The sequence below is a fragment of the uncultured Tessaracoccus sp. genome, assembly GCF_947255005.1.
Taxonomy (GTDB): Bacteria; Actinomycetota; Actinomycetes; order Propionibacteriales; family Propionibacteriaceae; genus Arachnia.
This window is the reverse complement of the sequence record NZ_CAMYFI010000031.1, coordinates 1-25,892: the sequence shown is the minus strand read 5'-3', so window position 1 is coordinate 25,892 and position 25,892 is coordinate 1. Positions and strand designations below refer to the sequence as shown.

General features: G+C 64.5%; 22 protein-coding genes, 1 tRNA gene and 1 pseudogene. 15 read left to right on the top strand and 9 right to left on the bottom strand.

The features are described 5' to 3' along the window. Positions 1 to 169: 169 nt before the first annotated feature. From Q0X61_RS07955 to Q0X61_RS07940, 4 genes are all read left to right on the top strand, one after another. Complete coding sequence (locus Q0X61_RS07955; RefSeq protein WP_297742014.1) at positions 170 to 979, top strand: spermidine synthase; 810 nt, start codon at positions 170 to 172, stop codon at positions 977 to 979. A 39-nt stretch (positions 980 to 1,018) separates the two neighbouring features. Further along, a complete protein-coding gene (locus Q0X61_RS07950) occupies positions 1,019 to 1,681 on the top strand; it encodes a class E sortase (RefSeq protein ID WP_297742013.1) in 663 nt (220 codons plus the stop codon). A gap of 735 nt (positions 1,682 to 2,416) precedes the next feature. Continuing rightward, the gene (locus tag Q0X61_RS07945; protein WP_297742012.1) at positions 2,417 to 3,019 is read left to right on the top strand and encodes a LemA family protein; all 603 of its coding nucleotides are present in this window, start codon (positions 2,417 to 2,419) and stop codon (positions 3,017 to 3,019) included. A 72-nt stretch (positions 3,020 to 3,091) separates the two neighbouring features. Then, a complete protein-coding gene (locus tag Q0X61_RS07940; protein WP_297742011.1) occupies positions 3,092 to 4,039 on the top strand; it encodes a DUF368 domain-containing protein in 948 nt (315 codons plus the stop codon). 255 nt (positions 4,040 to 4,294) lie between these two features. Here Q0X61_RS07940 and thiD read toward each other — a convergent pair whose 3' ends face one another. Next, the gene (thiD, locus tag Q0X61_RS07935) at positions 4,295 to 5,110 is read right to left on the bottom strand and encodes a bifunctional hydroxymethylpyrimidine kinase/phosphomethylpyrimidine kinase (RefSeq protein WP_297742010.1); all 816 of its coding nucleotides are present in this window, start codon (positions 5,108 to 5,110) and stop codon (positions 4,295 to 4,297) included. A 94-nt stretch (positions 5,111 to 5,204) separates the two neighbouring features. On the opposite strand from thiD, the gene Q0X61_RS07930 reads away from it, so the two are divergent. The 7 genes from Q0X61_RS07930 to Q0X61_RS07900 all read left to right on the top strand — a co-directional run bounded on the left by Q0X61_RS07930 (position 5,205) and on the right by Q0X61_RS07900 (position 15,518). Beyond that, positions 5,205 to 5,828 carry a TrmH family RNA methyltransferase gene (locus tag Q0X61_RS07930; RefSeq protein WP_297742009.1) on the top strand — a complete coding sequence of 208 codons (624 nt, stop codon included), beginning with the start codon at positions 5,205 to 5,207 and terminating at the stop codon, positions 5,826 to 5,828. Positions 5,829 to 5,909: 81 nt separating this feature from the next. Beyond that, entirely contained in the window at positions 5,910 to 6,446 is a 537-nt protein-coding gene (locus tag Q0X61_RS07925) for a hypothetical protein (protein ID WP_297742008.1), read from the top strand. A 79-nt stretch (positions 6,447 to 6,525) separates the two neighbouring features. Further along, positions 6,526 to 7,548, top strand: coding sequence for a class II fructose-bisphosphate aldolase (fbaA, locus tag Q0X61_RS07920; RefSeq protein ID WP_297742007.1), 1,023 nt, complete (start codon positions 6,526 to 6,528; stop codon positions 7,546 to 7,548). A 237-nt stretch (positions 7,549 to 7,785) separates the two neighbouring features. After that, complete coding sequence (locus Q0X61_RS07915) at positions 7,786 to 9,423, top strand: NAD(P)-binding protein (RefSeq protein WP_297742006.1); 1,638 nt, start codon at positions 7,786 to 7,788, stop codon at positions 9,421 to 9,423. Then, positions 9,423 to 12,986 (top strand): pyruvate:ferredoxin (flavodoxin) oxidoreductase, encoded by a 3,564-nt coding sequence (gene nifJ / locus Q0X61_RS07910; RefSeq protein ID WP_297742005.1) that lies wholly within the window; start codon positions 9,423 to 9,425, stop codon positions 12,984 to 12,986. The genes Q0X61_RS07915 and nifJ overlap by 1 nt, the downstream gene beginning before the upstream one ends. Beyond that, positions 12,983 to 13,993: a dihydroorotate dehydrogenase-like protein gene (locus tag Q0X61_RS07905; protein WP_297742004.1), complete on the top strand. Its 1,011-nt coding sequence runs from the start codon at positions 12,983 to 12,985 to the stop codon at positions 13,991 to 13,993. The genes nifJ and Q0X61_RS07905 overlap by 4 nt, the downstream gene beginning before the upstream one ends. Before the next feature lie 181 nt (positions 13,994 to 14,174). Then, on the top strand, positions 14,175 to 15,518 hold the full coding sequence (locus tag Q0X61_RS07900; RefSeq protein WP_297742003.1) for a uracil-xanthine permease family protein: 1,344 nt from the start codon (positions 14,175 to 14,177) through the stop codon (positions 15,516 to 15,518). Positions 15,519 to 15,545: 27 nt separating this feature from the next. Here the strand turns inward: Q0X61_RS07900 and Q0X61_RS07895 are convergent. From Q0X61_RS07895 to Q0X61_RS07885, 3 genes are all read right to left on the bottom strand, one after another. Beyond that, positions 15,546 to 15,622: transfer RNA gene (locus tag Q0X61_RS07895), tRNA-Arg, on the bottom strand. A gap of 385 nt (positions 15,623 to 16,007) precedes the next feature. Then, on the bottom strand, positions 16,008 to 16,571 hold the full coding sequence (locus Q0X61_RS07890; protein WP_297742002.1) for a hypothetical protein: 564 nt from the start codon (positions 16,569 to 16,571) through the stop codon (positions 16,008 to 16,010). 368 nt (positions 16,572 to 16,939) lie between these two features. Continuing rightward, the gene (locus tag Q0X61_RS07885) at positions 16,940 to 17,593 is read right to left on the bottom strand and encodes a hypothetical protein (RefSeq protein WP_297742001.1); all 654 of its coding nucleotides are present in this window, start codon (positions 17,591 to 17,593) and stop codon (positions 16,940 to 16,942) included. A 293-nt stretch (positions 17,594 to 17,886) separates the two neighbouring features. On the opposite strand from Q0X61_RS07885, the gene Q0X61_RS07880 reads away from it, so the two are divergent. Then, a complete protein-coding gene (locus Q0X61_RS07880; RefSeq protein WP_297742000.1) occupies positions 17,887 to 19,542 on the top strand; it encodes a DUF885 domain-containing protein in 1,656 nt (551 codons plus the stop codon). Here Q0X61_RS07880 and Q0X61_RS07875 read toward each other — a convergent pair. Further along, entirely contained in the window at positions 19,501 to 19,728 is a 228-nt protein-coding gene (locus Q0X61_RS07875; RefSeq protein ID WP_297741999.1) for a hypothetical protein, read from the bottom strand. The genes Q0X61_RS07880 and Q0X61_RS07875 overlap by 42 nt on opposite strands. Before the next feature lie 19 nt (positions 19,729 to 19,747). After that, positions 19,748 to 20,347 carry a DsbA family protein gene (locus Q0X61_RS07870; protein WP_297741998.1) on the bottom strand — a complete coding sequence of 200 codons (600 nt, stop codon included), beginning with the start codon at positions 20,345 to 20,347 and terminating at the stop codon, positions 19,748 to 19,750. Positions 20,348 to 20,476: 129 nt separating this feature from the next. Here Q0X61_RS07870 and Q0X61_RS07865 point away from each other — a divergent pair, with 129 nt between their 5' ends. Genes Q0X61_RS07865 through Q0X61_RS07855 form a run of 3 tightly spaced genes read left to right on the top strand, consistent with a single transcriptional unit; the run spans position 20,477 to position 23,294 of the window. Further along, entirely contained in the window at positions 20,477 to 20,776 is a 300-nt protein-coding gene (locus tag Q0X61_RS07865; protein ID WP_297741997.1) for a hypothetical protein, read from the top strand. After that, positions 20,776 to 22,512 (top strand): hypothetical protein, encoded by a 1,737-nt coding sequence (locus tag Q0X61_RS07860; protein ID WP_297741996.1) that lies wholly within the window; start codon positions 20,776 to 20,778, stop codon positions 22,510 to 22,512. Before Q0X61_RS07865 ends, Q0X61_RS07860 begins: the two co-directional genes overlap by 1 nt. A 14-nt stretch (positions 22,513 to 22,526) precedes the next feature. Next, entirely contained in the window at positions 22,527 to 23,294 is a 768-nt protein-coding gene (locus Q0X61_RS07855) for a hypothetical protein (protein ID WP_297741995.1), read from the top strand. A 72-nt stretch (positions 23,295 to 23,366) separates the two neighbouring features. Here the strand turns inward: Q0X61_RS07855 and Q0X61_RS07850 are convergent, their stop codons facing one another. The 3 genes and pseudogenes from Q0X61_RS07850 to Q0X61_RS07840 form a co-directional block, all read right to left on the bottom strand. Next, entirely contained in the window at positions 23,367 to 24,170 is an 804-nt protein-coding gene (locus tag Q0X61_RS07850) for a VTC domain-containing protein (RefSeq protein WP_297741994.1), read from the bottom strand. After that, on the bottom strand, positions 24,167 to 24,742 hold the full coding sequence (locus Q0X61_RS07845; protein ID WP_297741992.1) for a DUF4956 domain-containing protein: 576 nt from the start codon (positions 24,740 to 24,742) through the stop codon (positions 24,167 to 24,169). The genes Q0X61_RS07850 and Q0X61_RS07845 overlap by 4 nt, the downstream gene beginning before the upstream one ends. A 278-nt stretch (positions 24,743 to 25,020) precedes the next feature. Then, positions 25,021 to 25,234, bottom strand: a pseudogene (locus tag Q0X61_RS07840) (CopG family transcriptional regulator). Positions 25,235 to 25,892: the final 658 nt, after the last annotated feature.

The following is a 25,892-nucleotide window of genomic DNA, read 5'->3' as shown; positions in this document are numbered from 1 at the left end:
TCAGGGCGGTCATGGACGCGCCCGACCCGGCGGCTGTGGTGCGACGCGTGCTCGCCAGCTTCTGAACGCTGCCCCGCCGCACAGGTTGCACCTGTCTAGGCGGGGATCCCCACCCTAACCCACCCGACGACGCCGGACGCCGCGCGCAGGTTCCGGGTAGGCTCACGGGGTGCCGTATCTGCTTCCCGACGACGCCGTGCCGGGCGCGTTTCGTGTGATGTTCGGGCCCACCCAGCAGTCGTGGGTTGACCCGTCACGCCCCGACTTTCTCGTGTTCGAATACGTCCAGCAGATCGCCCTCATCCTCGACCACACCGCGCTGCGCTCCCCCGAAACCGAACGCCTCCGCATTGTCCACATGGGTGGTGGTGGCCTCACCATTCCGCGCTGGGTCGCGTGGCGCCGCCCGCACACCGCGCAGGTGGTGTGCGAACCCAACGTCGAGCTCACCGAGGAAGTCCGCCGGAAAACTCCACTGCCGAAACGCTCCGGCATCAAGGTGCGCGACGTCGATGGGCGCACCGGGTTGCAGGCCATGCCCGATGGGTGGGCCGACGTGGTGATCGTCGACGCCTTCAACGGCGCCCAAGTGCCGTCGGAGCTGGTTACGTCGGAGGCGTTCGATCAAATCCGACGGGTCACCCGCGGCGAAGCTGTGGTCATCCTGAACTGCACCGACCGCTCCCCCTTCACCTGGGCGAAGCGCGTCGCGGCGGGCATGAAACGGCGGTGGCGCCACTTCCTCGTCGGCGCCGAACCTGCGGTTCACAAGGGGCGACGGTTCGGAAACCTGCTGTTCGTCGGCACCCTCGAACAGCCAGACCTTCGCGGTATCGTCCGCGCATCCGCCGGCCTACCGGCAGGGTACCGCTGGCTGTTCGGCAAGGAAGCGGCCGCCTGGCCCGGCGGCGCGGCCCCTTTCGTCGACGACGACTCGCTGCCCTCGCCCGAGCCTATTCACTCGAAACTCTGGTTTTAGCGCCGCCGGGGCCAGGCGGGAGTGCGCCACAATAGGCCCATGGCCGATGAGATGAAGCGCGGGATCACCCCCAGCAAGGTGCTGCTGACGCTGGGCGCCCTGGTTCTCGTCGCGGTGCTCGCGGTCGCGGGCTGGGCGCTGTGGTTATTCGTCGGCACGAATGTGGCCGCCAAAGGTCCGACGGCGGACGCGCTCAAGCAGGCCGAGTCCGCCGTCGTGCAGCGCCCCGACAAGGCGCAATCCGAGGCTGAGCTGCCCCCGCCCACCGTCGGCGAGCCCACCTGGGTGCTGGAGATTCCCAAACTCCACCTCCGCACCGCCATCATCGCCGGCACCACACCCGACGACCTACGCCGCGGTGTGGGCTGGTACCCGACGACGAACCTCCCCGGGGAAGTCGGCAACATGGCCATCGCCGGGCATCACACCACCGACGGCAAACCCTTCGCGTTGTTGCAGCATCTGGTGAGCGGCGACGAGGTCATCGTGGAGACGAGCCTCGCGCGCTATACCTATGAGGTGCGCGTGGCGCCGAACGATCTCACCGTGCGACGCGAAGATTCGTGGGTGCTCGAGGCGGTGCCCGGCCAAGACGAGCCACCGCAGCAACCTTGGCTCACTCTCACCACCGACCAAGACCTCATTCCCACCGACGATCGCTCCGTCGCGTTTGCTGTGCTCACCCGCGAGGAGCGCCGGTGAACCTCACGGGCCAGCCGCGCCCGGTGGTTACGGACTCTGGGCGTCGAGGAACCCGCTGAGCGGGTGCATCGAGATGCGGGGTCCGCCGAGAAAACTGCAAAACTCGCCATCAGACGCAGCCCTCCCCGCTCACCCAAGCGTGAGGCTCTCAACTGTTGGCGAGTTTTGCAGTTTTTGTGCTGGATGATTTCGACTTGCCCCCCTCGGCGGCCCGATCATCGCTTGCAGACCCCGGTGATTGAGTAGCGGCGAAGCCGCGTATCGACCCTATCTATGGGTTTTGTCAAGTGATCACCCGTCGTCGAACTTCATAATCCGTACGCAGATGAGATGAAGGGCCCGATGTAGGGGTGTTTGGTCAATCTGCGTACGGATTGTGAAGTTGTTTCTGTCGGTACGTCTCGATACGCGGCTTCGCCGCTACTCGACGGTCGGGGGAAGTGTCCCTCTACCGCGGCCGGTGGTTGAGTAGCGCCGGGTCACACCCCGCCTGGTGGTTGAGTAGCGACGCAGCCGCGTATCGAAACCACATCCGTTGCAGGGTTTCGACTCGGCCCTTCGGGCCGGCTCAACCGTCGACATGGGCTGCACCCGCGGCTCAATCATCGAGCCCGGCGCTCCCGGCGCCGCACCTCGACGATCGGGGAGTGTGAAACCAACACCACCCGCCGACACAGCAACGACGAACCGTCCCGCTGGTACGCTAGAAACGTACAGCCACTGAAGGAGAGATCCGTGGAATCCCTTACCCAAATTCTGCTCGGCATCCTTGCCCTCATCGTTATCTTGGCCATCGTCGTCGTCATCTGGTGGGTCTCCACGCACAACAGCCTTGTGCGCGGGCGCAATACCATTCAGGAATCGTGGCGGCAGATCGACGTCGAGCTGTCCCGTCGCTACGATCTCATCCCTAACCTGGTCGAGACGGTGAAGGGGTACGCGACGCACGAACGTTCCACGCTGGAGTCGGTGATCCAGCACCGCAACCAGGCGTACGCGGCCGCAAACGCGGCGGGCCACGGGCCGTCGGAGGAGCGCGCTCAGGCGGAGTCGAAGCTGAGCCAAGAGGTGCGCAACCTGCTGGTCACGGTTGAGGCCTACCCCGAGATCAAGGCAAACCAGAACTTCATGCAGCTCCAGCGCCAGTTGGCCGACACCGAAGACCGCATCGCGAACAGCCGTCGCTTCTACAACGCAAATGTGCGCGACTACAACACCCGCATCGAGTCGGTGCCCAGCAGCATCGTCGCCAATGCCGGCAAGTTCGAGAAGGCAACGTACTTCGAGATTCAGGATCCGACGGTACGCGAGGCCCCGCGCGTGAGCTTCGACAAATAACACCGCCCCTAGCTTCCGTCCGCCCCGTGCCGCACGGTACGGGGCGGAATCATGTTCCGACGAAAGGCGCCCATGAGCAACACCGACGAACTCCCTCGCCCATCGGTGGGCGGCATCATCTACAACGCCGTGCGCGGTGGTCTCATTGGGTTGGCCGAGCTCATCCCGGGAGTCTCTGGCGGCACGATCGCGCTCATCACCGGCGTCTACGAGCGCGTGCTCACTTCCGGCAACCACCTCATTAGCGCGGTGAAGTCGCTCATCGTGGGGCCTGAGCGTCGCAAGGGGTTCGTCGAGGAGTGCAAACGGGTGGACTGGTGGCTGCTCATCCCCATGGCCATCGGCATGGCGGCGATGGTGCTCTCACTCGCGGGGGTGATGGCGGCGTTCGTGACGAATACCCCGACGCTATCCCGCGGCCTATTCATTGGCATGGTGGCGGCGTCGGTGGTGGTTCCCCTGCTCATGATCGACCGCAGCAGCGTGCGGAGGGGGCACCTGTGGATGTACGCGCTGGTGTTCGTCGCGGTCGCCGTCGCGGCCTTTCTTCTCACTTCATCCGGTGCGGGGGCGGTGGTGCAGCAGCCGCCCAAGTGGATGGTGTTCTGTGCTGCCGCAGTGGCGGTGTGCGCGCTGGCGCTGCCGGGGGTATCGGGCTCGTTCTTCCTGCTAGTGGTGGGGTTGTATGCGCCTACTATGAACGCCATCCACGCCCGCGACCTCGGCTACATCGCCGTCTTCGGGCTCGGCGCCCTCACCGGCCTCGCATTGTTTATTCGCGCGCTGCATTGGCTGCTGGAGCATCACCACACCGCGACGATGGTGGCGATGTCGGGCTTGCTGCTCGGTTCGCTGCGCGCGTTGTGGCCGTGGCAGAGTGCCGACGGTGGCTTGCTCTCGCCGGGCAACGATGCTGTGGTCGTTGGGGGGCTGGCCCTGGTGGGTGTCGGCATCGTCGCGGCGCTCGTCGTCGCAGATCGGGCGTTGTCACGTCAGGCCCCCGCAGCCGATGGGCAGTGACGGCATCGTCGAAGAAGGAATGAGGGATTCCACCGTTTTCGGTGGAATCCCTCATTCCTTATGTGTGCTGCGCCTCGATACGGCCCTTCGGGCCTACTCGACGGTCGGGGGCGCCCCGCCCGGTGGTTGAGTAGCGGGCATAGCCCGCGTATCGAAACCCCGGGGGATGATTTCGATACGCACCCTGCGGGTGCTGCTCAATCATCGAGGTGACGGGGGCGTGGCTGCTCAATCATCGAGGTGGTCAGCCTGCCACTACCCAGCCGAGCGCTTGAACTCCTGGTAACCCAGCTGGCGCACCTCGTCGAACGGTGTCGGCGGCTGGACGCGGTGCTGAATCGCGAACGTCACGAACTCCTTGGCCGTCTGCATGGCGTCGGGCACCGCTGCGCCCTTGGCGAGCTCAGCCGTGATTGCCGCCGCCAGGGTGCAGCCCGCGCCGGTGACGTAGCGTTCACCGATCTTCGGGGCACGGTACTCGGTGAACGTCTCCCCGTCGTACAGCACATCGACGGCGTCGTCGCCGGGCAGCAGCGCGCCACCCTTCGCGACGACGTACGGCACGCCGCCCTCCTGGATGGCCTTCGCGGCCTCTTTAAGGGAGGCCAGATCCGTCACCTTGATGCCCGACAAAATCTCCGCCTCCACGGCGTTCGGGGTGAGCACGGTGGCGTGGGGGAGGATGCGCTCGCGCAGCAGGTCGTCGGTGGCTTTCGCGGCGGTGACGGTGTCTTCCTTGCAGATCAGCACCGGGTCTACCACGACGTTGCGCCATTCGCGCTTGCCGAGCTCGTCGGCCACGGCGTCGATGGTGTCCGGCGCGCCGAGCATGCCGATCTTCACCGTGTCGACAGGATGCACGGCGGTGATGGCCTCAATTTGGTCGCGGATCACCTGCGGATCCACCGGCACGAAGCGGTGCCCCCAGTTGTTCTTCGGATCGAACGACACGATGCACGTGAGCGCAGCAACGGCGAACGTACCCAGCTCGTGGAACGTCTTGATGTCGGTCTGAGCTCCCGCGCCACCCGTCGCCTCGGAGCCCGCAATCGTAAACGCGTAATTCACCATGCGGAAAACCCTACTGCCATCTGCCGCACCCTGTGCCTCCCGCCGCACACTGCGCTTCTTCGTCCACCCGGCGCCGCCACCGTATGCTGAGCCCGTGACTACCCCCGACGATGACCCCACGGCGCCGAGCGTCGGCGTCGGCCCGCATCCTAAGCCCTGGCCCGACGACCCCCGCCTCGACGCCACCCTCCTCGCCGAGGGCGACCGTCGCAATGTGCTCGACGAGTTCCGTTACTGGAGCGTGGAGGCCATCGTCGCAGAGCTCGACCGCCATCGCGCACCGCTGCACGTCGCCATCCAAAACTGGGAACACGATTTCAACATTGGCTCCATGGTGCGCACCGCTAACGCCTTCAACGTCGCGGGCGTGCACATCGTCGGGAAGCGACGGTGGAACCGCCGCGGCGCGATGGTCACCGACCGCTACCTCCACGTCCACCACCACCCAGACGAGGCCGCCCTCTTCGCGTTCCTCCGCGACGCGGGTCTCACGCCGGTGGGCGTCGACAACCTGCCCGGCTCCGTGCCGCTGGAGACCACCGTGTTGCCCACGCACACCTGCCTGATTTTCGGTTCCGAAGGCCCTGGGCTCACCGATCAGATGGTGGCCGGCTGCGAGAAGCTCGTTGCGATCACCCAGTATGGCTCGACGCGCAGCATGAACGCCGGCGCCGCGGCCGCCATCGCCATGTATCACTGGCGCCTGCACCACGAATGAGCCGGTAGCGAGGAGCACCGGCGAAGAAGGGGGCCGGTGGTCGGCCCACCCGTAGGCCCTCGTCGCACTAGAGTGAATCCCATGCAGGAACGGTTTTCGGTGCACCTCACGCCGATCCCCACGTCGTCGCGGGTGGCGCGCCAACGCCGCACGTTGCGGTGGCGCTGGCTGACGTTCGCCATCTCGACGGTGATTCTCGCGGTGATCCTGATCTGGTTCCGCCCCGACTGGCCGACGCCCTGGATCGTCCTCGGCGCCGTGCTGTGGGTGGGCAGCTCCGTGTTTTGGCTCGTGGTGAGCCTCGTCAGCCTCAGCAACGCGAAGAAAGACCTGACGCGCATCCCCGACGGCGTCGCCTTCCACATCGACCCGGAGGGGTTGTCCTTCGTGTGGCCGAAACGAGTGGCGGTGCCGTGGTCCAAGATTGAGCGTCTCCCCGTCGTTGGAGGCTCGGGAGGTGCGGGGCCCAGGATCGCCGTCGACGCCGACGGCCAGCGCGCGGTGGAAGTGCCGCTCAGTTTCCTCGACGCGAGCCCGGCGGTGCTGGATTCAATGATTACCGCCTGCTCGCTCGGCGAGCACCACCTCGACGCAGCCAAACTCGAACGTACTGCGTGAGCCCACCCTGTCGCTGCCTTTCGCCGGGCGATAAGCTGGGGGATGACACAGTCGGCTAGTTCTAGGAAAAGAGGCCCCCATGCCCATTGCAAGCCCTGAAGTTTACGGCGAGATGATCGACCGCGCGAAGGCCGGTTCCTTCGCCTACCCCGCCATCAACATCACCTCCTCGCAGACGATCAACGCAGCCATCCGTGGCTTCGCTGAAGCTGGCTCCGACGGCATCATCCAGGTCTCCACCGGCGGCGCCGAATACGCTTCGGGCTCGACGATCAAGGACATGGTCACCGGCGCCGTCGCACTGGCGAAGTACGCCGAGGAGGTCGCCAAGAACTACCCCGTGAACATCGCGCTGCACACCGACCACTGCCAGAAGGAAAAGCTGGACAAGTACGTCAACCCGCTGATCGCCATCTCCCAAGAGCGCGTCGACCGCGGCGAGAACCCCCTGTTCAACTCCCACATGTGGGACGGCTCCGCCATCGAGGTTGAAGAGAACCTGCAGATCGCTGACGAGCTGCTCACCCGCACGTCGAAGGCCAAGCTCATCCTCGAGATCGAGGTTGGCGCAGTAGGCGGCGAGGAAGACGGCGTCACCGGCGAGATCAACGAAAAGCTGTACACCACCGTTGAAGACGGCATGCGCACCCTCGAGGTGCTCGGCACCGGCGAAAAGGGCCGCTACATCACCGCCCTCACCTTCGGCAACGTGCATGGTGCCTACAAGCCGGGCTTCGTGAAGCTGCGCCCCGAGATCCTCAAGGAAATCCAGGACGCCTGTGGCGAGAAGTACGGCAAGGACAAGCCGTTCGACCTCGTCTTCCACGGCGGCTCCGGCTCCACCGCGCAGGAGATCTCCGACGCGGTCGACTACGGCGTCATCAAGATGAACATCGACACCGACACCCAGTACGCCTTCAGCCGCCCCGTTGTGGATCACATGTTCAAGAACTACGACGGCATGCTGAAGATCGACGGTGAGGTCGGCAACAAGAAGATGTACGATCCGCGCTCGTGGGGCAAGGCCGCGGAAGCCGGCATGGCCCAGCGCGTCGTCGAGGCTTGCGAGGCGCTCCGCTCCGCTGGCACCGCGATGAAGTGACGTAACTCTCCCTCCACCCGACGGGGCATCCTCTCCTCGAGAGGGTGCCCCGGTTTGGTGCTTCGTCGCTGCGGTGCCGGTCACCGTCGCTGCGCGGGGGAACGACACCCCACGTACTGTGTAATTTGGTGCGGAAAACCGCAACAAATTTCACACTGTCAGAAAATGGTGGTCGCTTCGTTCATAGGCGGGTCGAGGGTCTACAGTGGCTGCTACATGGCGTCGTAGGAGGCACTGATGGAGAACCGCCGTAAGGACATGACGATCCTTCCCGATCTTGCATCGTCGCGAGGACGGGTTGGGCCGGTGCGAGACCGCCGACCGGTCTACCAAGACTTGCTGCCACCGTGCAACGCCGCATGCCCGGCGGGGGAGAACATTCAGGAATACCTGCAGCTCGTGAAGGCGGGCAAGGTGAAGGAAGCCTGGCAACAGCTCGTCCAGGACAACCCGTTCCCCGCCATCCACGGCCGCGTCTGCTACCACCCCTGCGAGGTGTCCTGTAACCGCGGCGACCTCGACACTGCCGTCTCCATCCGCTCCGTCGAACGCCACCTCGGCGATCTCGCCATCGCTGAGGGTTGGGAATTCCCGACGCCGACCCGCCGCTCTGGGCGTCGCGTCATGGTGGTGGGCTCCGGGCCGTCGGGGCTCTCTGCCGCGTACCACCTCACCCGGCTGGGCCACGAGGTCGAGATTTTCGACGCCGGCGACAAGCCCGGCGGCATGATGCGCTACGGCATTCCCGAGTACCGCTTGCCGCGCGACGTGCTCGACGCGGAGCTCGACCGCCTCATCAAGTTCGGCGTCACCATTCACCAAAACAGCCCGGTGAAAGACCTCCTCGCCACGCAGAAGGAGGGCAACTTCGACGCTGTCTTCGTCGCCGTCGGCGCCCACATCTCCAAGCGCGTCGACATTCCGAGCATGGATGCCTCCAAGATGGTCGACGCCGTCAGCTTCCTGCGCGACGTGGCCTCGGGCGAGCGCCCGGTGATCGGCCGTCGCGTGGCCATCTACGGCGGCGGCAACACCGCCATGGACGCCGCCCGCGTCGCTCGTCGCCTCGGCGCGGAGGAGTCCGTCGTCGTGTACCGGCGCACCCAGGAGCAGATGCCGGCGCACGAAGAGGAGCGCCTGGACGCCGAACGCGAGGGCGTCAAGATGAACTGGCTGCGCACCATCAAGGAGATGGGCTCTGAGGCTGTCACCGTCGAGATCATGGAACTCGACGAGAACGGTAAGGCCGTCGGTACTGGTAAGTACGAGACGTTGGAAGCCGACACCGTGATCCTCGCGCTCGGCCAGCGCGCCGACACCGCGTTCCTGCACGACATTCCCGGCATGGCCTTCCACGACGATGTCGTCGACGTCGACCCGGACACGCTCATGACCGCCGTGCCCGGCATTTTCGCTGGCGGCGACATGGTGCCCTCCGACCGCACCGTCACCATCGGCACCGGCCACGGCAAGCGCGCCGCCAAGCGCATCGACGCCTGGCTCAACATGGAGGTGCACGACCCGGCGCCCAAGCACCCCATAGTCCACCTCGATTCCATGAACCTGTGGTACTTCGGCGGGCACGAGCGTCGCGCCCAGCAAGAAGCCGACGCCGCCGAGCGCGTCGCGGATTTCCAGGAAGTGGTGCAGTCGCTGACCGCGGAGGAAGCCCGGTTCGAGGCTCAGCGCTGCTTGAGCTGCGGCAACTGTTTCGAGTGCGACGGCTGCTATGGAGCCTGCCCTGAAGATGCGGTGATCAAGCTCGGACCAGGCAACCGATACCGCTTTGACTACGAGCGATGCACCGGATGCGCCACCTGTTACGAACAGTGCCCCGTGCACGCGATCGAGATGATCCCGGAAGGTAGCAACTGATGACCAAGGCAATCATCGACGGCAATGAGGCGGCGGCCGACGTCGCCTATCGGCTGAGCGAACTGTGCTCCATCTACCCCATCACGCCGTCGTCAACCATGGCGGAGCTCGCCGACGAGTGGTCGGCGCGCAACCGTAAGAACGTCTACGGCACCGTCCCGACGGTGATCGAGATGCAGTCGGAAGGCGGCGCCGCCGGCACGATGCACGGCGCCCTCCAGGGCGGTGCGCTCTCGACGACGTTCACGGCCTCGCAGGGCCTGTTGCTGATGATCCCGAACATGTACCGCATCGCGGGCGAGCTCACGTCGACGGTGTTCCACGTCGCCGCGCGCTCCCTGGCCACGCAGGGCCTCAGCATCTTCGGTGATCACCAGGACGTCATGGCCGTGCGCCAAACCGGCGTCGCCATGCTGAGCTCCGCAAGTGTGCAGGAGGCGCATGACATGGCCGCCATCGCGCACCGCGCCACGCTCGAGGCGCGGGTGCCGTTCGTGCATTTCTTCGACGGGTTCCGCACCTCGCACGAGCTCAACACGCTCACCAAGATCTCCGACGACGAGCTGCGCGCCTTCGTGCCTAACGAGCTCGTACTGGAGCACCGCAAGCGCGCTCTCAGCCCGGCGCATCCGTTCATCCGAGGCACCGCGCAGAACCCAGATACGTATTTCCAGTCGCGCGAAACCGCGAACCCGTTCTACAACGCGGTGCCCGGCATTGTGCAGGCCACCATGGACGAACTGGCAGGCGTCACCGGACGCCAATACCACCTCGTCGAATACCACGGCGCTGACGACGCAGAACGCGTGGTCGTCGTGATGGGCTCCGGCTACGAAACCCTCCTACCCGTGGTTGACCACCTCAACGCCAACGGCGAAAAGGTGGGCGTGGTGTTCGTCCGCCTCTACCGCCCATTCCCCGTCGAACAGCTGCTCGACGCCATCCCCGCCACCGTGCGCAAGGTCGCCGTGCTCGACCGCACGAAGGAGCCCGGCGCCGCCGGCGAGCCGCTCTTCCTCGACGTGTCGTCGGCGCTGGCGGAATCCGTCGCGGGCGGCCAGCGTGAGGTGCTGCCGCGCATCATCGGCGGCCGCTACGGCCTGTCCAGCAAGGAGTTCACGCCCGCCATGGCGAAGGCATGCTTCGACGAGCTGGCCAAGGATGAGCCGAAGCCGCGGTTCACCGTCGGTATCAACGACGACGTCACCCACCTCTCGCTGGAGTACGACTCGTCGTTCGACCTCTCCGACCCCGACACGCTCGCCGCCGTCTTTTACGGCATGGGCTCCGACGGCACCGTCGGCGCGAACAAGAACACCATCAAGATTCTCGGGCACCGCGACAACACCTTCGCTCAGGGCTACTTCGTCTACGACTCGAAGAAGTCCGGCTCGCGCACCGTCTCGCACCTCAGGTTCGGTCCCAACCCCATCCAGGCGCCGTACCTCGTCGGGCAGGCCGGCTTCATCGGCTGTCACCACTGGTCGATCCTGGAGCGCGTCGACGTGCTGCAATTCGCCAAGCCAGGCGCCACGTTCCTCATTAATTCGCCCCACGGCGACGCCACCTGGGACCATCTCCCGGAGCCGGTGCAGGAGCGCATCAAGGAGCTCGGCCTCAAGGTGTACGCCATCGACGCGGGCACCGTCGCGCGTAGCGTCGGGCTCGGGTCGCGCACGAACACCATCTTGCAGACCTGTTTCTTTGCGATCTCCGGCGTGCTGCCGCGCGACGAGGCCATCAAGGCCATCAAAGACTCCATCACTAAGACGTACATGCGTAAATCCGCCGAGATCGTGCGCAAGAACCACGTCGCGGTGGACGCGTCGCTGGAGCACATGTTCGAGGTGACGCCGGGTGACGCGTCCGGGCACAGCATGCTCGCGCCGGTGCCCGACGACGCGCCCGAGTTCGTGCGCACCGTCACCGCCGAAATGCTTGCCGACCGGGGCGAACGCCTTCCCGTCTCCGCGCTGCCCGTCGACGGCTCGTATCCGTCGGGCACGACGAAGTACGAGAAGCGCAACATCTCCGACATCATCGCGGTATGGGACAACGAGGCGTGCATCCAGTGCGGCAACTGCGCGTTCGTGTGCCCGCACGCGGTGCTCCGCGCGAAGTCGTACCCCAGCGAGGCTGCCGAGGGGGCACCCGACGGGTTCCTCACCGCCCCGCTGAACGCCGCCGGTTTGCCGGACACGAACTACACCCTCCAGGTGTACGCCGAGGACTGCACCGGCTGCGGGCTGTGCGTCGAGGCGTGCCCAGTGAAACCGATCGACCAGCCACACCGTCGCGCCATCAACCTCGAACCCAAGCTCGACCGCACCGCGGAGCGCGAGGCGGTGAAGTTCTTCGAGCAGATCCCCATGAACGCCCGGGAGCGCGTCGACTTCGGCACCGTGCGCGGCACCCAGTTCCTGGAGCCGCTGTTCGAGTTCTCTGGCGCCTGCTCGGGCTGCGGCGAGACGCCGTACCTGAAGCTCATGACCCAGCTGTTCGGCGACCGCCTCATGGTGGCTAACGCCACCGGCTGCTCGTCCATCTACGGCGGTAACCTGCCGACCACGCCGTGGGCGAAGAACGCTCATGGGCGCGGCCCGGCTTGGTCGAACTCGCTGTTCGAGGACAACGCCGAGTTCGGACTCGGCATGCGGCTAGCCGCCGACGTGCACGCCAACCTGGCGCGCACACGCCTGGAGGAGCTGCGACCCGAGATCGGCGACGACGAACTCGTCGACGCGATCCTCGCCAACGAGCAGCTCGACAGCTCTGATCTGGTGGCCCAGCGCGAGCGGGTGGAGCGCCTGATGGACATCCTCGTCGACCTGGATGGGCCCGAAGCGCGCGACCTGCTGAGCGTCGCCGACCACCTGCTGCGGCGTTCCGTGTGGATCGTCGGCGGCGACGGGTGGGCCTACGACATCGGCTCCGGCGGCCTCGACCACGTGCTCGCCTCCGGGCGCAACATCAACGTGCTCGTGCTGGACACGGAGGTGTACTCGAACACCGGCGGACAGGCATCCAAGTCGACGCCGCTCGGTGCCATCGCGAAGTTTGCCTCCGGTGGCAAGACCACCTACAAGAAGGACCTCGCGCTACAGGCAACCGCCTACGGCACGGTGTACGTCGCGAGGGTGGCGCTGGGTGCCGACCCGCAGCAAACACTCAAGGCGTTCCGCGAGGCGGAGGCCTACGACGGGCCCAGCCTCATCATCGCGTACAGCCACTGCATCGCCCACGGCTACGACCTGCGCAACGGGCTCGACCAGCAGTACAAGGCCGTGAACTCCGGCCACTGGCCGCTCATGCGTTACAACCCGGTGATTCGCGACCAGGGCGGCAACCCGTTCTTGCTCGATTCGCCGCGCCCGCGCGTGACGCTGGAGGACTACCAGTCTCGGGAAATCCGGTTCAAGGCGCTGAAGGTGGCCCGTCCCGAGGAGGCCGAGCGCCTGCTGGAACTCGCCCAGGCGCACGTGGATCGTCGGTGGAGAGAATACGAACAGCTAGCCGAGGCGCAGTCTGAAGACTTCGCAGAAGACACGAGGGAACGCTCATGAATCTCGAAACCAACTACATGGGGCTGAAGCTCCGCAACCCGGTGGTGGCCTCTGCGGGGCCGCTGAGCCAGACCGTCGACGGAATCCGTGAACTGGGTGACGGGGGCGTCGGGGCCGTCGTGGTGTACTCCCTGTTCGAGGAGCAGCTTCGGCGCGAGGCCGAGCGTGTGACGGCCGAGGCCGAGGAATACGACGACATGTTCGGCGAAGCCACGTCGTTCTTCCCGTCGATGGTGGTGGAGGAGTTCGACCCCTCCCGCAAGTACCTCGAACTCATCGAGGGCGCGGCGAAGGCGTCGGAGGTGCCGGTGATCGCGTCGCTGAATGGCTCGTCGCTGGGCGCGTGGACGCAGACCGCGAAGCGCCTGGAGGACGCGGGTGCAGCGGCACTGGAGCTGAATATCTACCTGGTGCCGGGCGATCTCACTGCCACGGGTGCACAAGTGGAGGAGCGGCATCTGGAAATTGTCGCCGCGGTGAAGGAGAGCTTGAGTATCCCCGTCGCGGTGAAGCTCAGCCCGTACTTCTCGTCGGTGGGCAACATGTGCCTGCGTCTCGACGAGGCTGGTGCTGATGGTTTGGTGCTGTTCAACCGCTTCCTGCAACCGGATATTGATGTTGAGCGGATGGAGGTGACGTCGGGGATTAGCTTGTCGCAGCCGGGTGAGGCCAAGCTGCCGCGAACGTGGATTGCCATCCTGCGCGACAAGGTGAAGGCTTCGCTCGCCGCCACCACCGGCGTTCACGAGGCGGAGGATGTGGTGAAGTACATCCTGGCCGGTGCGGACGTGGTGATGACGACGTCGGCGCTCGTGCGCCACGGCGCGGGGTATGCGGCGACGCTGGTTGCAGGGCTGGAATCCTGGCTCGATGCGCACTCGCTCACGTTGGAGCAGGCGCGCGGCATGCTCGCCGTGCCTGCTGATGTTGATGCTTCGCAGTATGAACGTGCCGGGTACGTGAGCGCTCTTGAGCAGGTGAAATCCACCTACGGCTCGCTGACGTAACGCCCTGCGTGCCGATTGACCGTTATCCTCCACGCCTGACGGAATTCCCCGAAAACGGCTGTTTGAAAGCTTTCTGTGGAGGATAACGGTCGTTTTTTCTGTGGTCCTCGTCGTGTCGCGATTCGCGCCGAAGGCGTGTGGCGCCTACACTTTTCCCCGGTCTACAAGCCGAGGAGGGCACATGGCAGGTTTTGGCTGGCGCTTACATGGGGACGGACGGCACATCAGTACTGGAGAGGTGGTGCAGCCCGACGAGCGCCTCGCCTGGCCGCAGACCATCGGCATCGGTGCGCAGCACGTAGTTGCGATGTTCGGTGCGACGTTCCTCGTTCCACTCATCACAGGATTCAACCCGGCGACGACGCTGTTCTTCACCGGCATCGGCACGATTCTATTCATTCTCATCACCGCAGGGCGACTGCCGAGCTACCTCGGCTCGTCGTTCGCGCTGCTCGCGCCCATCGGCGCGGTGACGGGCTACGTCGCTGAACCTGGCGCGGTGCTTGACCCCCACAAGGCCGCGCTCGCGCAGGGCGGCATCATCGCCACTGGCGCGGCGCTAGCGATCATCGGCGTAATCGTCCACATAGCTGGCGCCCGGTGGATCGACAAACTGATGCCGCCGGTGGTGACAGGTTCGATAGTCGCGCTCATTGGCTTCAACCTCGCACCAGCCGCGTGGAACAACGTCAAAATCGCCCCGGTGACGGCCATCGTCACAATCGGGGCGATTTTGTTTACCACGGTCTTTTTCCGCGGGCTCATCGGCCGACTCTCGATCCTCATCGGGGTGCTCGTCGGATACGTGACTGCGGTGATCCGGGGTGAGGTGGACTTCTCCGCGATCTCGCAGGCCGGCTGGGTGGGGCTGCCGGAGTTCCGCGCCCCGGCGTTCGACGTGACGCTGCTTGGCCTGTTCGTGCCGGTGGTGCTGGTGCTCGTCGCGGAGAACATCGGCCACGTGAAGTCGGTGTCTGCGATGACAGGTAAAGACCTCGACGACGTCACCGGCCGGGCACTGTTCGCTGATGGTTTTTCGACGATGCTTGCCGGCTCCGGCAGCGGCTCCGGTACGACCACGTACGCGGAGAACATCGGCGTGATGGCGGCGACAAAGGTGTACTCGACGGCGGCGTACATCGTCGCGGCGCTGATGGCGATTGCTCTGTCGCTGCTGCCGAAGTTCGGGCAGCTTATCAACACGATCCCCGCGGGTGTGCTCGGTGGTGCCGCCACGGTGTTGTACGGCATGATCGGCATGCTCGGAGTGCGGATCTGGGTGCAGAACCGCGTGAGCTTCTCCGACCCCGTCAACCTCAACACCGCTGCCGTCGCCATGATTATCGCGATCGCGAACTTCACCTGGATGGCGGGCGAGATGAAGTTCGAGGGCATCGCGCTGGGGTCGTTCGCGGCAATCGGCATCTACCACGCCATGCGCGGCATCTCGCGGTGGCGCGGCACCTGGTGGGAGCCCGCGAGCCCCGCATCCGTCCCCGCAGGAAGCGAGTTGGAGGACCGCTGACCCGGCATACCGCGCGACGGCGAAAGCTGGCGACCCCGATTGGATTCGAACCAACGACACCCGCTTTAGGAGAGCGGTGCTCTATCCAGCTGAGCTACGAGGTCAACGGCTAGCCATTCTAGCGTGTCCGGTGGGGTGGTTTGGACTCGACCAGACCAGGCGGTTGAGCCGCCCGCGCAGCGGACGTGTCGAAACCCGACGGGGCCCGGTGGTTGGGTAGTGGCTGCAGGCGGCGTATCGCCCCCGCTGGAAGAGCGCATTATTGATAAGGAATGAGGGATTCCACCGTAAACGGTGGAATCCCTCATTCCTTATGCGAGTGGCGGCCGTTGAGGCATCTCGATCGGCCGTTCCGCGGGCTACTCGACGGTCGGGTGGGGGCTGGGCTGTCGCTTTCGGTGGTTGAGTAGCCACGAAGTGGCGTATCGAAACCACGGCGTGTCTCGGCGTGCTATGTCTCTCTCTGACGGGGTCTATGAATGCTGCGTTTCATCGTCTGCGTGGGTTGGTGTTGAGCACCTGTAGTTCCCCGATCTTGAGGGTCGCTTGTGCCGTGGTGTTGAGCAGGATTGTTCCGCTTTCCCCAACGCCTTGCCAGTCCACGCTCCAGTTCGTGGTAGCGGTCACGGTATAGAGGCCTTGACGCTCGTACCCGATTTGGCGTCCGCACGTCACCGGCGTGGTTATCAACGTGGTGCGGGGGTGGGGCTTCTTCCACTTGGTACACGTGATCGGTTTGCTACCATCGCCAAGATCCCAAGTGATCGACGTCACTGTCCCAACGATGGAGATGGTATAACCATCGACACTCTTGCTAGCCACCACGGGGCCGATCTGGTGTTTCGTCGGCTTCTCGGGCCACAGCCACAACGGCATCCCGACCGCACCCAGCGCGCGGGGTGACTGCTCGAGGCTTTTTGGGGTGGTGCCTGGGGTGATGGGATCGAAGCCTGCTTCGGTGGCGAGCTCCCACGCAGCCTGCTTGGGGTCAGGAGGCGGGGTACCAACAGCGTCGGGAAGCCACACCAAAAGGATCGCTTCCGAATCCGGCACCCCAACACCCTTGGGCCGATAACAGCGATGCACCACACCACCGTCGTGTCCTTGCCACACCGTGTGCGTGGGAGGTGGCGGAGGCTTCGCGGGACTGCACCACATCTGACGATGAGGCACCCAAGAACCAAGATTATTGCTACACGCAATCGGTTTACCTTGGAACTGACACACAGGAGCATCCGACTTACCCCGACCCCGATCCGGATTCTCACGCCCACCACCCGGCACCGGCGACGAACCCCCCTGACGCAGACAGACTCCGAGGTAATTGTCGTCAACGTCGCAGACTCGTGCTGGGTCGGCTGAGGCAATCGTCAACAGACCGCTGAAAATCGCGATGGCGAGAACCGAGAGGGCAATCTTGTTCAGCATCCTTGCTCCCCGTCACTGCTAGTCACTCTCCATATCTTGTCGGGGAGCTGCTCGAGTATCCAAGTCATTCTGAGCTTTGGCAGCACATCTAGTGCGTCTTCGCTCGGTGGGGTCTTCCCGTCCTTCTCCGTGACGTAGCTGATGCCACTTGAATCTTTACAAACAGACAACATCGCCGTGCGTGGGTCAGCCTTCTCAGAATTTGATAGCTCTATTTCGACATCTGAATACTTTAATGACCCGACCCGGACCAGCCTTCTATCGCGGAGAAGACCAATCGAGTGCACGATGGAGAACGCCACGTCTCCCGAAGCATGCTTCGTGAGTTCGTTCATGTCTTTGAGCTTGGGATCACGCGCGAACTTGTCGAACATCAATTCATGGCTCTCCCACGCCTGGCGGATTGCGGTGATCTCGGCGGATTCGTCAGGCTCTGGCGGGGGAAACGTCACCCACTCCGAAGATGACGAGGACGAAGGCGAGGGGGACGGGGATGAGCTTTTCGCGCTGGGCACGCTTCGAATCGATGTAGGGGCGCTGGGGGTCGGCTGTTCTTCGGTGGCAGCCTGACTTGATTGGCAGGCTGCCACCGAAATGAGCAGCAGGCTACTGATGACCACAAAGCCAAGACGTCGTTGTTTGACCATGATTGTTCCTCCAGGGCACAAAGTGAACCACGCGTAGGGGTCACTGCGCAGCAACTTCGGAAGTTATCCACAGATGGGTGCGAAAATGCGTCTCGATTCGGCCCTGCGCCGCCTACTCGACGGTCCGAGGTGGTGCAGTCGAGATGTTCTCGAGCCGGTGGTTGAGTAGCGAGCGAAGCTCGCGTATCGAAACCACACCGCATCTCGATACGCGCCTTCGGCGCTACTCGATGGTCGGGATGGAGGCAGACGCTACTCGATAGTCGCGTGAGGCGGCCGGGTAGGTTGGGAGCATGACTGACCGCACCCCAACCGCACTCGACGCCATCGCGGAAGACTACGTCGCCAAGATGGCCGTACTCTCCCCCATGGGCGCCACGATGATCGGCATTCCTGGCCACGACCACGAGCTCGACGATTTCTCTCCCGCCGGACACGCCGCGCGCGCTGATCTGGCCCGCGAGACCCTCGCCCGGATCGCCGACACCCCCGACGTGGACGACGTCGACCGCATCACCCGCGCCGCCATGAACGAGCGCCTGGGGCTCGCCGTCGAACTCCATGACGCCGGCGAAGACCTGGGCGACCTCAACAACATCGCCTCCCCGCTGCAAGCGATGCGCGACATCTTCGACCTCATGGCCACCGACACCGTCGAACAGTGGGAAACCATCGCCGCGCGCATGCGCGCCGTGCCTGCCGCTGCCGACGGCTACCTCACGTCGCTGCGCGAAGCGACGGTGCGTCCGGCAAAGCGTCAGTTCGTCATCACCGCCGAACAAAGCGCTGACTACGCCCGCGAAGGCGGTTTCTGGACCACCTTCGCCGAGAACGCCGCACCGTCCGAGGGCGAGCTTCCCGACGCATTCCGCGCCGAGCTGCGCTCCGCGGCCGACGAAGCCCGTCGCGCCTTCGCTCACCTCGCCCACGAGCTGCGCGCACTGGAACCTACCGGCCAAGACGCGGACGCTGTCGGGCGCGAGCGCTACCAGCTGCTGTCTAGGCGCTCGCTCGGCGCCGTCATCGATCTCGAAGAAACCTACGCCTGGGGGCAGGAAGAGCTGCGGCGCATCGTCGACGAACAGGAGCGCACCGCCGCACTCATCGGCGGGCCGGACACCTCGATTGCGGACGCCATCGCCATGCTCGACGCCGACCCCGCCCGCAAAATCCACGGCACCGACGCGCTCAAGGCCTGGATGCAGGAAACCTCCGACGCCGCCATCGAAGCCCTGGCCGACGTCCAGTTCGACATCCCCGGTCCAGTGCGTGAACTCGAATGCTGCATCGCCCCGACGGCCACCGGCGGCATCTACTACACCGGCCCCAGCGACGATTTCTCCCGCCCTGGCCGCATGTGGTGGTCGGTGCCGGAGGGCGTCGAAGATTTCACCACCTGGATGGAGAAAACCACCGTCTACCACGAGGGCGTGCCGGGCCATCACCTCCAGCTCGCGCAAACCACCTACCGCTCCAACCTGCTCAATACGTGGCGCCGCAGCGCGTGTTGGGTATCCGGGCACGGCGAGGGCTGGGCGCTCTACGCCGAACGCCTCATGCAAGACCTCGGCTTCCTCGACGACCCCGGCGACCTAATGGGCATGCTCGACGGTCAGCGCCTGCGCGCAGCCCGGGTCGTGCTCGATATCGGCGTGCACTGCAACCTGGAGCATCCCGACGGCGGCCCCTGGACGTACGATCGCGCCTGGGAATTTCTCAAAGCCAACACCGGCATGGAGGAGAACTTCCTGCGGTTCGAGCTGAACCGCTACTTCGGCTGGCCGGGGCAGGCGCCGTCGTACAAGATCGGTCAGCGCCTGTGGGAGCAAATCCGCGACGAGGTCCGCGCCCGCGAGGGCGACGCGTTCAGCTTGAAGGCCTTCCACCGTCGCGCTCTCGACCTCGGGTCAGTCGGTCTCGACGTGCTCCGCCAAGCGCTGCTGGGTTAAGCCAACAGCATCCTCCCAGGCCGAGACGGAGAGGCCGCCCAGAGGGTCGAAGGTCACCGACGATTCTCGCGGCCCGACGCGCTCTTCGCCCGGGGCGTACTGCACCGTGAGTAGGGCTAGCGCGTGCTCGCCTGGGCCGCACAGGGACGCGAGCCCGTCAGCGTAGATCGACAGGTAGTTGAGCACGCTCGGGCGTCAGTGTGGCTCAGTCGAAGATCGGTCCGACGGTGCGGGTTCGCTTCAGTTCGAAGAAGCCGGGGTAGGCCGTCACCTTGACGAACCCGTCGAAGAGTTCGCCGGCCGCCTCGCCCTTCGGCGCGGGTGAGATGACCGGGCCGAACAGGCTCATGCCGTTCACGCGAATGACGGGGGTGCCAACCTCGCCGCCCACCGGGTCCGCACCCTCATGGTGCGAGCGACGAAGATCGTCGTCGACCGCATCGGTCTGGGCGATCTCGAAGATGTCCTCGTCAGCGCCGACTTCGTCGAGTGCGGCTTTGAGTGCCTCCAAGCTGCGGTCTCCACCTGGGTGGAAGCGGGTGCCGACGGCGGTGTAGAACTCAGCGAGCTTCTCGGAGCCATGGCGCTGCTCGACGAGGAGGCTCGCGCGGGCGGGCACCCAAGCTTTGTCGATGTGGGCGCGATAGTCGGGGTCGAGGTCGCGGCCCTCATTGAGCACAGCGAGGCTCATCACATGGAAGGTGAGGTCGATGTCGCGCACCTTGTTCACCTCGAGCATCCATCGCGAGGCCATCCAGGCCCAGGGGCAAGAAGGATCGAACCAGAAATCAACTTGGGTCGTCATGCCTCCAGCCAAGCACACCCACGCAAATGCCGAACCAAGACGCACGGATCCCACCAAGACGAGTACACGTACTCACCTGTCTGACCCTCCTGCTTTCGTAGAGTGCTGGGCAGAACGAAGGGATCTCCCATGGATTACGAGGTTGAATACTCCGTGCTACAGCGCGCGGGCGAGAAGGCGTCGGGGGTTGCAACAGACATTGCCGGCGTATTAGCCGACATGCATATGAATGATGTGGCCGGGGCCATCCCAGGCGGTATGAGCGGCGGCGTGGCCACCTCCGTCTCCAACGGGTGGCGAGACGCTTCCGACGCCGCGGTGAAAGCGCTGGAAATCTACGGGGAGAACCTCACCGAGACGGCCGTCGCCTATCGCAAAGTAGAAGAGGTCAACGCCAGGGCCGCGACAACGTTCTTTGGAGGTATCTGATGCTCGGGTGGGGAGACGGCCTGCGTGTGAATCCAGGCATCTTGCAGGCGCGGGCAGCGTCGCTGAATCAGGTAAAGGGCCAGCTCGACTCCCAAATCAGCGAGCACGAGAACATCGACATGGGCCCCTGGCGCGGTGAGGCGCAGCGGGCTCAGCATTCGAATCATCGCAAGCTGGTCACCAATCTGCGCTCTCATGCACGCCGGATCCCTCCCGCCGCCAACGCGCTGAGCGACGCGGCTCAGTCGTTCACCCAAATTCAGCAGTCCCAGCACAATCTCATGAACAGGGCGCGGCGCTGGGATTACGAGATTCAGGACAGCGGCTGGCTGCGCGACCGCGCGTCGGGGCTGTCGAAAGTCGACCCTCGGAGGCTGTTCCAGCGGGTGCGCATCCAAGGTTCTGTGCTGAGCCTGGTGACCCGGCTGAATGCCACCGACTTCGAGCTCGCGGCTCGGCTGAAGGTCGCAGACGTCAGCAACAACATCCTCGACAAGTTCGCCCAGGGTGGCGACTGGCTCATCGACCTGCTGCAAACCGGTGCGGACAAGGCACTCAGTGGCATCGACTGGTTGCGTGGCAAGATCGCGGATGGTCTCGACTGGGCCAAGGGCAAGATCGAGGACGCCTGGGAATGGGGCAAGGGCGTCGTCGACAATGTCATGGAGCGGCTCGGCCACACCGCTCCTGCGATCCAGCGTCTCTTCGAAACGTTGGGCACTCAGCCACAGTGGCTGAGGGACTTCTTCGAGAAGGGGGAGATTCCGCAGCTCGCTGAGGTTGCTGGGTCAGCGCTCTTCCTCGGCGGCCAGCTCGCGGGCATTCCGTTCAACTTCCTCACGAATGAAGATCAGCATTTCTTCGACGACGGGCGCCCCTGGATGGCCTCCTCTGACGACGTGCAAGACCACCTCGTCGATAAACAGCGCTTTGACAGCGTGAACGACGTCATCGATCCCATGATGGACGTCTACAACACGCAAGACAGCGATGACCCCAACGACCGTGCACAGATTCAGGTCACCCCGGTTGTGGGCGACGACGGGCAGGTGCGATACGTCGTCTCAATTCCGGGCACCACCGAGTCAATGACTACGCTGGATGGCTGGAACGGAAATCCGACAGGTACCGACTGGGCAGCGAACCTGAAGGGCGTGGGCTACGGCTCCACAGCCGCAACGGAGTCGATCATGAACTCCATCGACGAGGCCATCAAGAAAGACCAAGCCATGCGGGGCATCAGCGGAGGGAAGCCCGAAGTGCTGCTCTCCGGCCATTCGCAAGGCGGCATCATCGCCGGCAACATTGCTGCGTCCAGCGAATTCGCCGAGAAGTACGACGTCGGCGGCGTCATCAGCGCAGGGTCCCCCGTCGAAACTCTTGGGGTGCCGGAGCACATCCCGGTGTACAACTACCAAAATGAGTTGGACCCGGTGCCGCGAGCCGACCTCGGTGGGGCGCGTTGGGAGCCTGGCAACGGGATCCAGCCCGACACCCCGAGCAACGTGCACAACATCGTCTTCCCGCACGAAGGCAGCATTTCCCCTGTTCACACGCACGATCAACAGACCTACGCCGACAACATCGACAAGCTCCAGAAGCAGGCGTCAATGCAGAACCCGCCCAACACCCCGAATGTGCGGGCGCAGCAGGCCATGGATAACGATCTGGACCGCTTCTACAACGGTGAAGTGGATACGGCGTACCGTGTGAAATACGGGCGTGAGACCAACTGAGCGAGGACATGGCTATGACAACGATGATCCAATCGGAAGACCCTACCTTGCACGTCGGCCTCATTGAGGCGACGGTGTGGGCCGACGCGGTCGAAGAGATCACCGATGGCGTCTTCCCTCGTGAGGATGAGGACAAGCTCGCGTTTTGGGAAGCTGCTGGCATCATCGCGGACGATCAGATCGACGAGCTCTGGGGCCGCGCGATCACCGTCGCCCAGAAATCGACGCGTGCCTGCGAACTCCTCAGCCGCAAGGACGACGTCGTGTTCAGCGCGACGGTGCTCGTCCATGATGGGTGGGTGGTGTCATGCACGAGCCGGGGCACCGTCGCGAATGTGGATGGGGAGGAGTCCCTCGACAAACTCCATCCGATGTTGGAAGTAGCCATCGCTCCCGCCCATCGGGCGTGGCAGGCAATCCGACGAGTACTCCCGCCCGAAGACGCGCTGCGGCACGAACCGCGTGCGACGAACGTCGACGAAGCGAAGCAGATCACCGTCGATCTTTCCTCAATTCCCGAGGGCATGCGGTCGACGCCAGAAACCTTCGCCGCGCACCTCTACGAGATGCCACATCTACCGCCCGAGATCATCGACCTCGCGGATCCACGCGCGACGGTATTCACCTACTCGCTCGCGGCCGACGATACTGGCGTGCGTACGTCGAACAAGACGTGGGTGCTCGGCAAGGCGCTCTACCTCATCGACGCCGACACCGCGTCGATGTGGCAAGTACCCGACGGCGACCTCGGCCATACCCTCGTCACCGCGCTGCTGGCGTAGCCGGGCTGGGCTGGCCACTATTGCACAGTATCGTCGCCTGGGTCTCGCGAGTGGAGCGACGGCGCAACATCGTTAGAAGTGCTTGCCAGGATGCCAGGTGTGCCTGGAGCGGTGGCGGTTGGACTGGAGACGGCGCAGGGTGCGGCGCCACTTCGTGGCCGGCAGCCCAGGCGTGGTGGCGGCCAGACCGACGCCGTACTTCGACATGCGCGCGGTGCGGTGCCCGTGGCGGTGGAGGAGCAGATCGAGTGACGTCAACCGTCGCCCTGCCTTGGTCTCGACGACGGCAAACTCGTCGAATTCCGCCTTTTGCTGCCCTGACTTGCATGTGAGGCCGATGTCGATCGTCGCGCGGGCGTCCTCGTCAGGAAGCAGGAGGGTGGTACGTCGATAGCGGGTGGTAAGCACGGGTGCGAGGTCTGCAATCTTCGGCGCTTGGATCCCGGCGTCCGCAAGCGTATCTACGACGAAGTCCTGCGCCTCGCCATCGAGCGGCCAGGTGCCTGGATGGACGATGCGTTGCTTATGGGTTTGCCCCCGCCCGTCGCGCCACTTCACCTCAAGAAATGCGTCTCCTCCGGCGTACCGGCGGATGCGCACCTTGTAACGCCGACGACGCCCCCGACCCGCCAGGTGGTACGCCTCGAGACCTGCCGTGTCCAGGTAGGTGGAGGAGTAGTCGGTGCCGCGCTGCCCATCGATCTCGAGCACCCGAACCCCGGGGAGCTGGCGGATGATCGGCCCCACTTCCTCGCTGCGCAAGAGGTATTTGCGGTCGACGCGCACCAGGCGCTCGGCGCTCGCGTTGAGCTCGTCCAAGGTGATGGGGTCGAGCTCGTCGGCCCAGTCCAAGGCGGTCATCGTCGTGGTGGTCATTGGATTGCCCCCGAGTGGGCGTGCCGGGCGTTGTCGGTAGGGATGCCCAGCCGAACGCGCACCGTAGTGGAGTCAGCCACCAGGTCTACCTTTTCGACGACGATCTCCTGTACATCGCCGTCGCAGAGGGCCGCGACGTGCTCGCGCAGTTCGCGATGGTCGGTGTGGGCCCTGTCTAACACCATAACCCGACGCTCCCCGCGCTGCAGCCAGGCACCGTCAAGGACGGCGATGGCGACGACAATCATCGCGACGAGCACCAGGCCCTCCACGGTGATGAAGCCGAGGCCGGTGATGAGGCCGATTGCGAGCGAAGCGAAGTAGTAGGCGATCTCACGCTGCGTGAGCTCCTCGGAGCGCAGACGGATGATCGATAGGACGCCGAATAGGCCGAGCCCCAGGCCAGCAGCCACCGTCGTCGAAGCCAACGCGATCGCGACGGCGAGCACACCGAGGTTCACGGTGAGGTAGGCGAGCGCCATGTCGGCGCGGCGGTGGCGTGGGTAGTAGATGCCGAAGACAAGCGCGAGGATCGCGACAAGGTCAATGGCGACGGCCAGGTACGTAGTCATACAGATGGGGCTCCTAGGTGATGAATGGGGCAGCGTATTTTACCACTACTCAACAACTAGAACCAAACCCATGCCGTTGGTATGCGCATGTTGTGAATGATGAGAGCCGGCGCGATCGGTGTCGCCATCGTCGCGCTATGCCGGGCGGCCGAGCTTGGTCAAGGTTCACGTCGATTTCGTGGTCGCCACCACCATCGCCGCGAGTCTGAGGAGGGAAATGCGCACAGCGGAAGCAGGACGAGCAGCATGGACACTGCTGCCAGATCACCCGGTGCTGGTCACACGTGCATTGCCTCGAGGGCTTCGCGCACGATCTGGGCGCGCCGTTTCGCCGTTCTGGCAGCAGCGCGGTCGAGCTTGGCGTTGAGCTCTCCTGGGAGTCGGACGGTGACCGACGGTGAATGGGGCGCCCGAGGAGCTCAGCGACGGCCTTCCCACGACATGGGCCTCGGTGGCTGCCTCGACGAACTCATCCGCGACCTCATCCGTCAAGCCTCGCCCGGTGTTGGTACGCACGTCTTCGGCTTCGAGATCAACATCGGCCCAGATGGGCCAGATGGGTGTGTCGAGGGTGATCTCGGGTGCTGTTCGCATATCAGTGCCTCTCAGTGCGACGGTCATGACGTGGTTGATTACGAGACCCTCAGGTGTTTCGACGGCGATAACTTCGAGTTTGAGGTCTCGGCCGTCAACTCCGATGTAGAGCCATCCCTGGTCGCCGCGTTTGGTGATGGATGACCGGCGTGGGTTCAGTTGTGGCTATAGCGTGGCGGACGTGAGCCTTGCCGATGCGGTGCTTGCGTGAGCCTCGACTCCACGCTCCCAATTGTGCCCTTCACCACCCACAGGAGGGAGAAACCGAGTGCTCTCTCACCGACCCCATCACCACAGGAGTGTGAGAATTGGGTACTGTCACGCCTCAAGCGACGCAGCGACACACGTAGCCAGGACGGTAGCCGGTCCAGGTCCGACTCTTCCTAGAATGCCCCACCTTCCCCACCTATAGGGCGTCTCGCACAAAACACAAAACCGCCCCTGGCTAGGCATTTCACCTTATCAGGGGCGGCTTGCATCTCGGTGAGCCTAGCTGGACTTGAACCAGCGACCTCTGCCTTATCACTGTCTCTTATACACATCTGACGCTGCCGAC

Coding starts and splice junctions, on each gene's coding strand:
- Q0X61_RS07950 (WP_297742013.1), top strand. CDS start 1,019: ATGGCCGATGAGATGAAGCGCGGGATCACCCCCAGCAAGGTGCTGCTG.
- Q0X61_RS07940 (WP_297742011.1), top strand. CDS start 3,092: ATGAGCAACACCGACGAACTCCCTCGCCCATCGGTGGGCGGCATCATC.
- thiD (WP_297742010.1), bottom strand. CDS start 5,110: ATGGTGAATTACGCGTTTACGATTGCGGGCTCCGAGGCGACGGGTGGC.
- Q0X61_RS07925 (WP_297742008.1), top strand. CDS start 5,910: ATGCAGGAACGGTTTTCGGTGCACCTCACGCCGATCCCCACGTCGTCG.
- fbaA (WP_297742007.1), top strand. CDS start 6,526: ATGCCCATTGCAAGCCCTGAAGTTTACGGCGAGATGATCGACCGCGCG.
- Q0X61_RS07915 (WP_297742006.1), top strand. CDS start 7,786: ATGGAGAACCGCCGTAAGGACATGACGATCCTTCCCGATCTTGCATCG.
- nifJ (WP_297742005.1), top strand. CDS start 9,423: ATGACCAAGGCAATCATCGACGGCAATGAGGCGGCGGCCGACGTCGCC.
- Q0X61_RS07905 (WP_297742004.1), top strand. CDS start 12,983: ATGAATCTCGAAACCAACTACATGGGGCTGAAGCTCCGCAACCCGGTG.
- Q0X61_RS07900 (WP_297742003.1), top strand. CDS start 14,175: ATGGCAGGTTTTGGCTGGCGCTTACATGGGGACGGACGGCACATCAGT.
- Q0X61_RS07885 (WP_297742001.1), bottom strand. CDS start 17,593: ATGGTCAAACAACGACGTCTTGGCTTTGTGGTCATCAGTAGCCTGCTG.
- Q0X61_RS07880 (WP_297742000.1), top strand. CDS start 17,887: ATGACTGACCGCACCCCAACCGCACTCGACGCCATCGCGGAAGACTAC.
- Q0X61_RS07870 (WP_297741998.1), bottom strand. CDS start 20,347: ATGACGACCCAAGTTGATTTCTGGTTCGATCCTTCTTGCCCCTGGGCC.
- Q0X61_RS07865 (WP_297741997.1), top strand. CDS start 20,477: ATGGATTACGAGGTTGAATACTCCGTGCTACAGCGCGCGGGCGAGAAG.
- Q0X61_RS07860 (WP_297741996.1), top strand. CDS start 20,776: ATGCTCGGGTGGGGAGACGGCCTGCGTGTGAATCCAGGCATCTTGCAG.
- Q0X61_RS07855 (WP_297741995.1), top strand. CDS start 22,527: ATGACAACGATGATCCAATCGGAAGACCCTACCTTGCACGTCGGCCTC.
- Q0X61_RS07850 (WP_297741994.1), bottom strand. CDS start 24,170: ATGACCACCACGACGATGACCGCCTTGGACTGGGCCGACGAGCTCGAC.
- Q0X61_RS07845 (WP_297741992.1), bottom strand. CDS start 24,742: ATGACTACGTACCTGGCCGTCGCCATTGACCTTGTCGCGATCCTCGCG.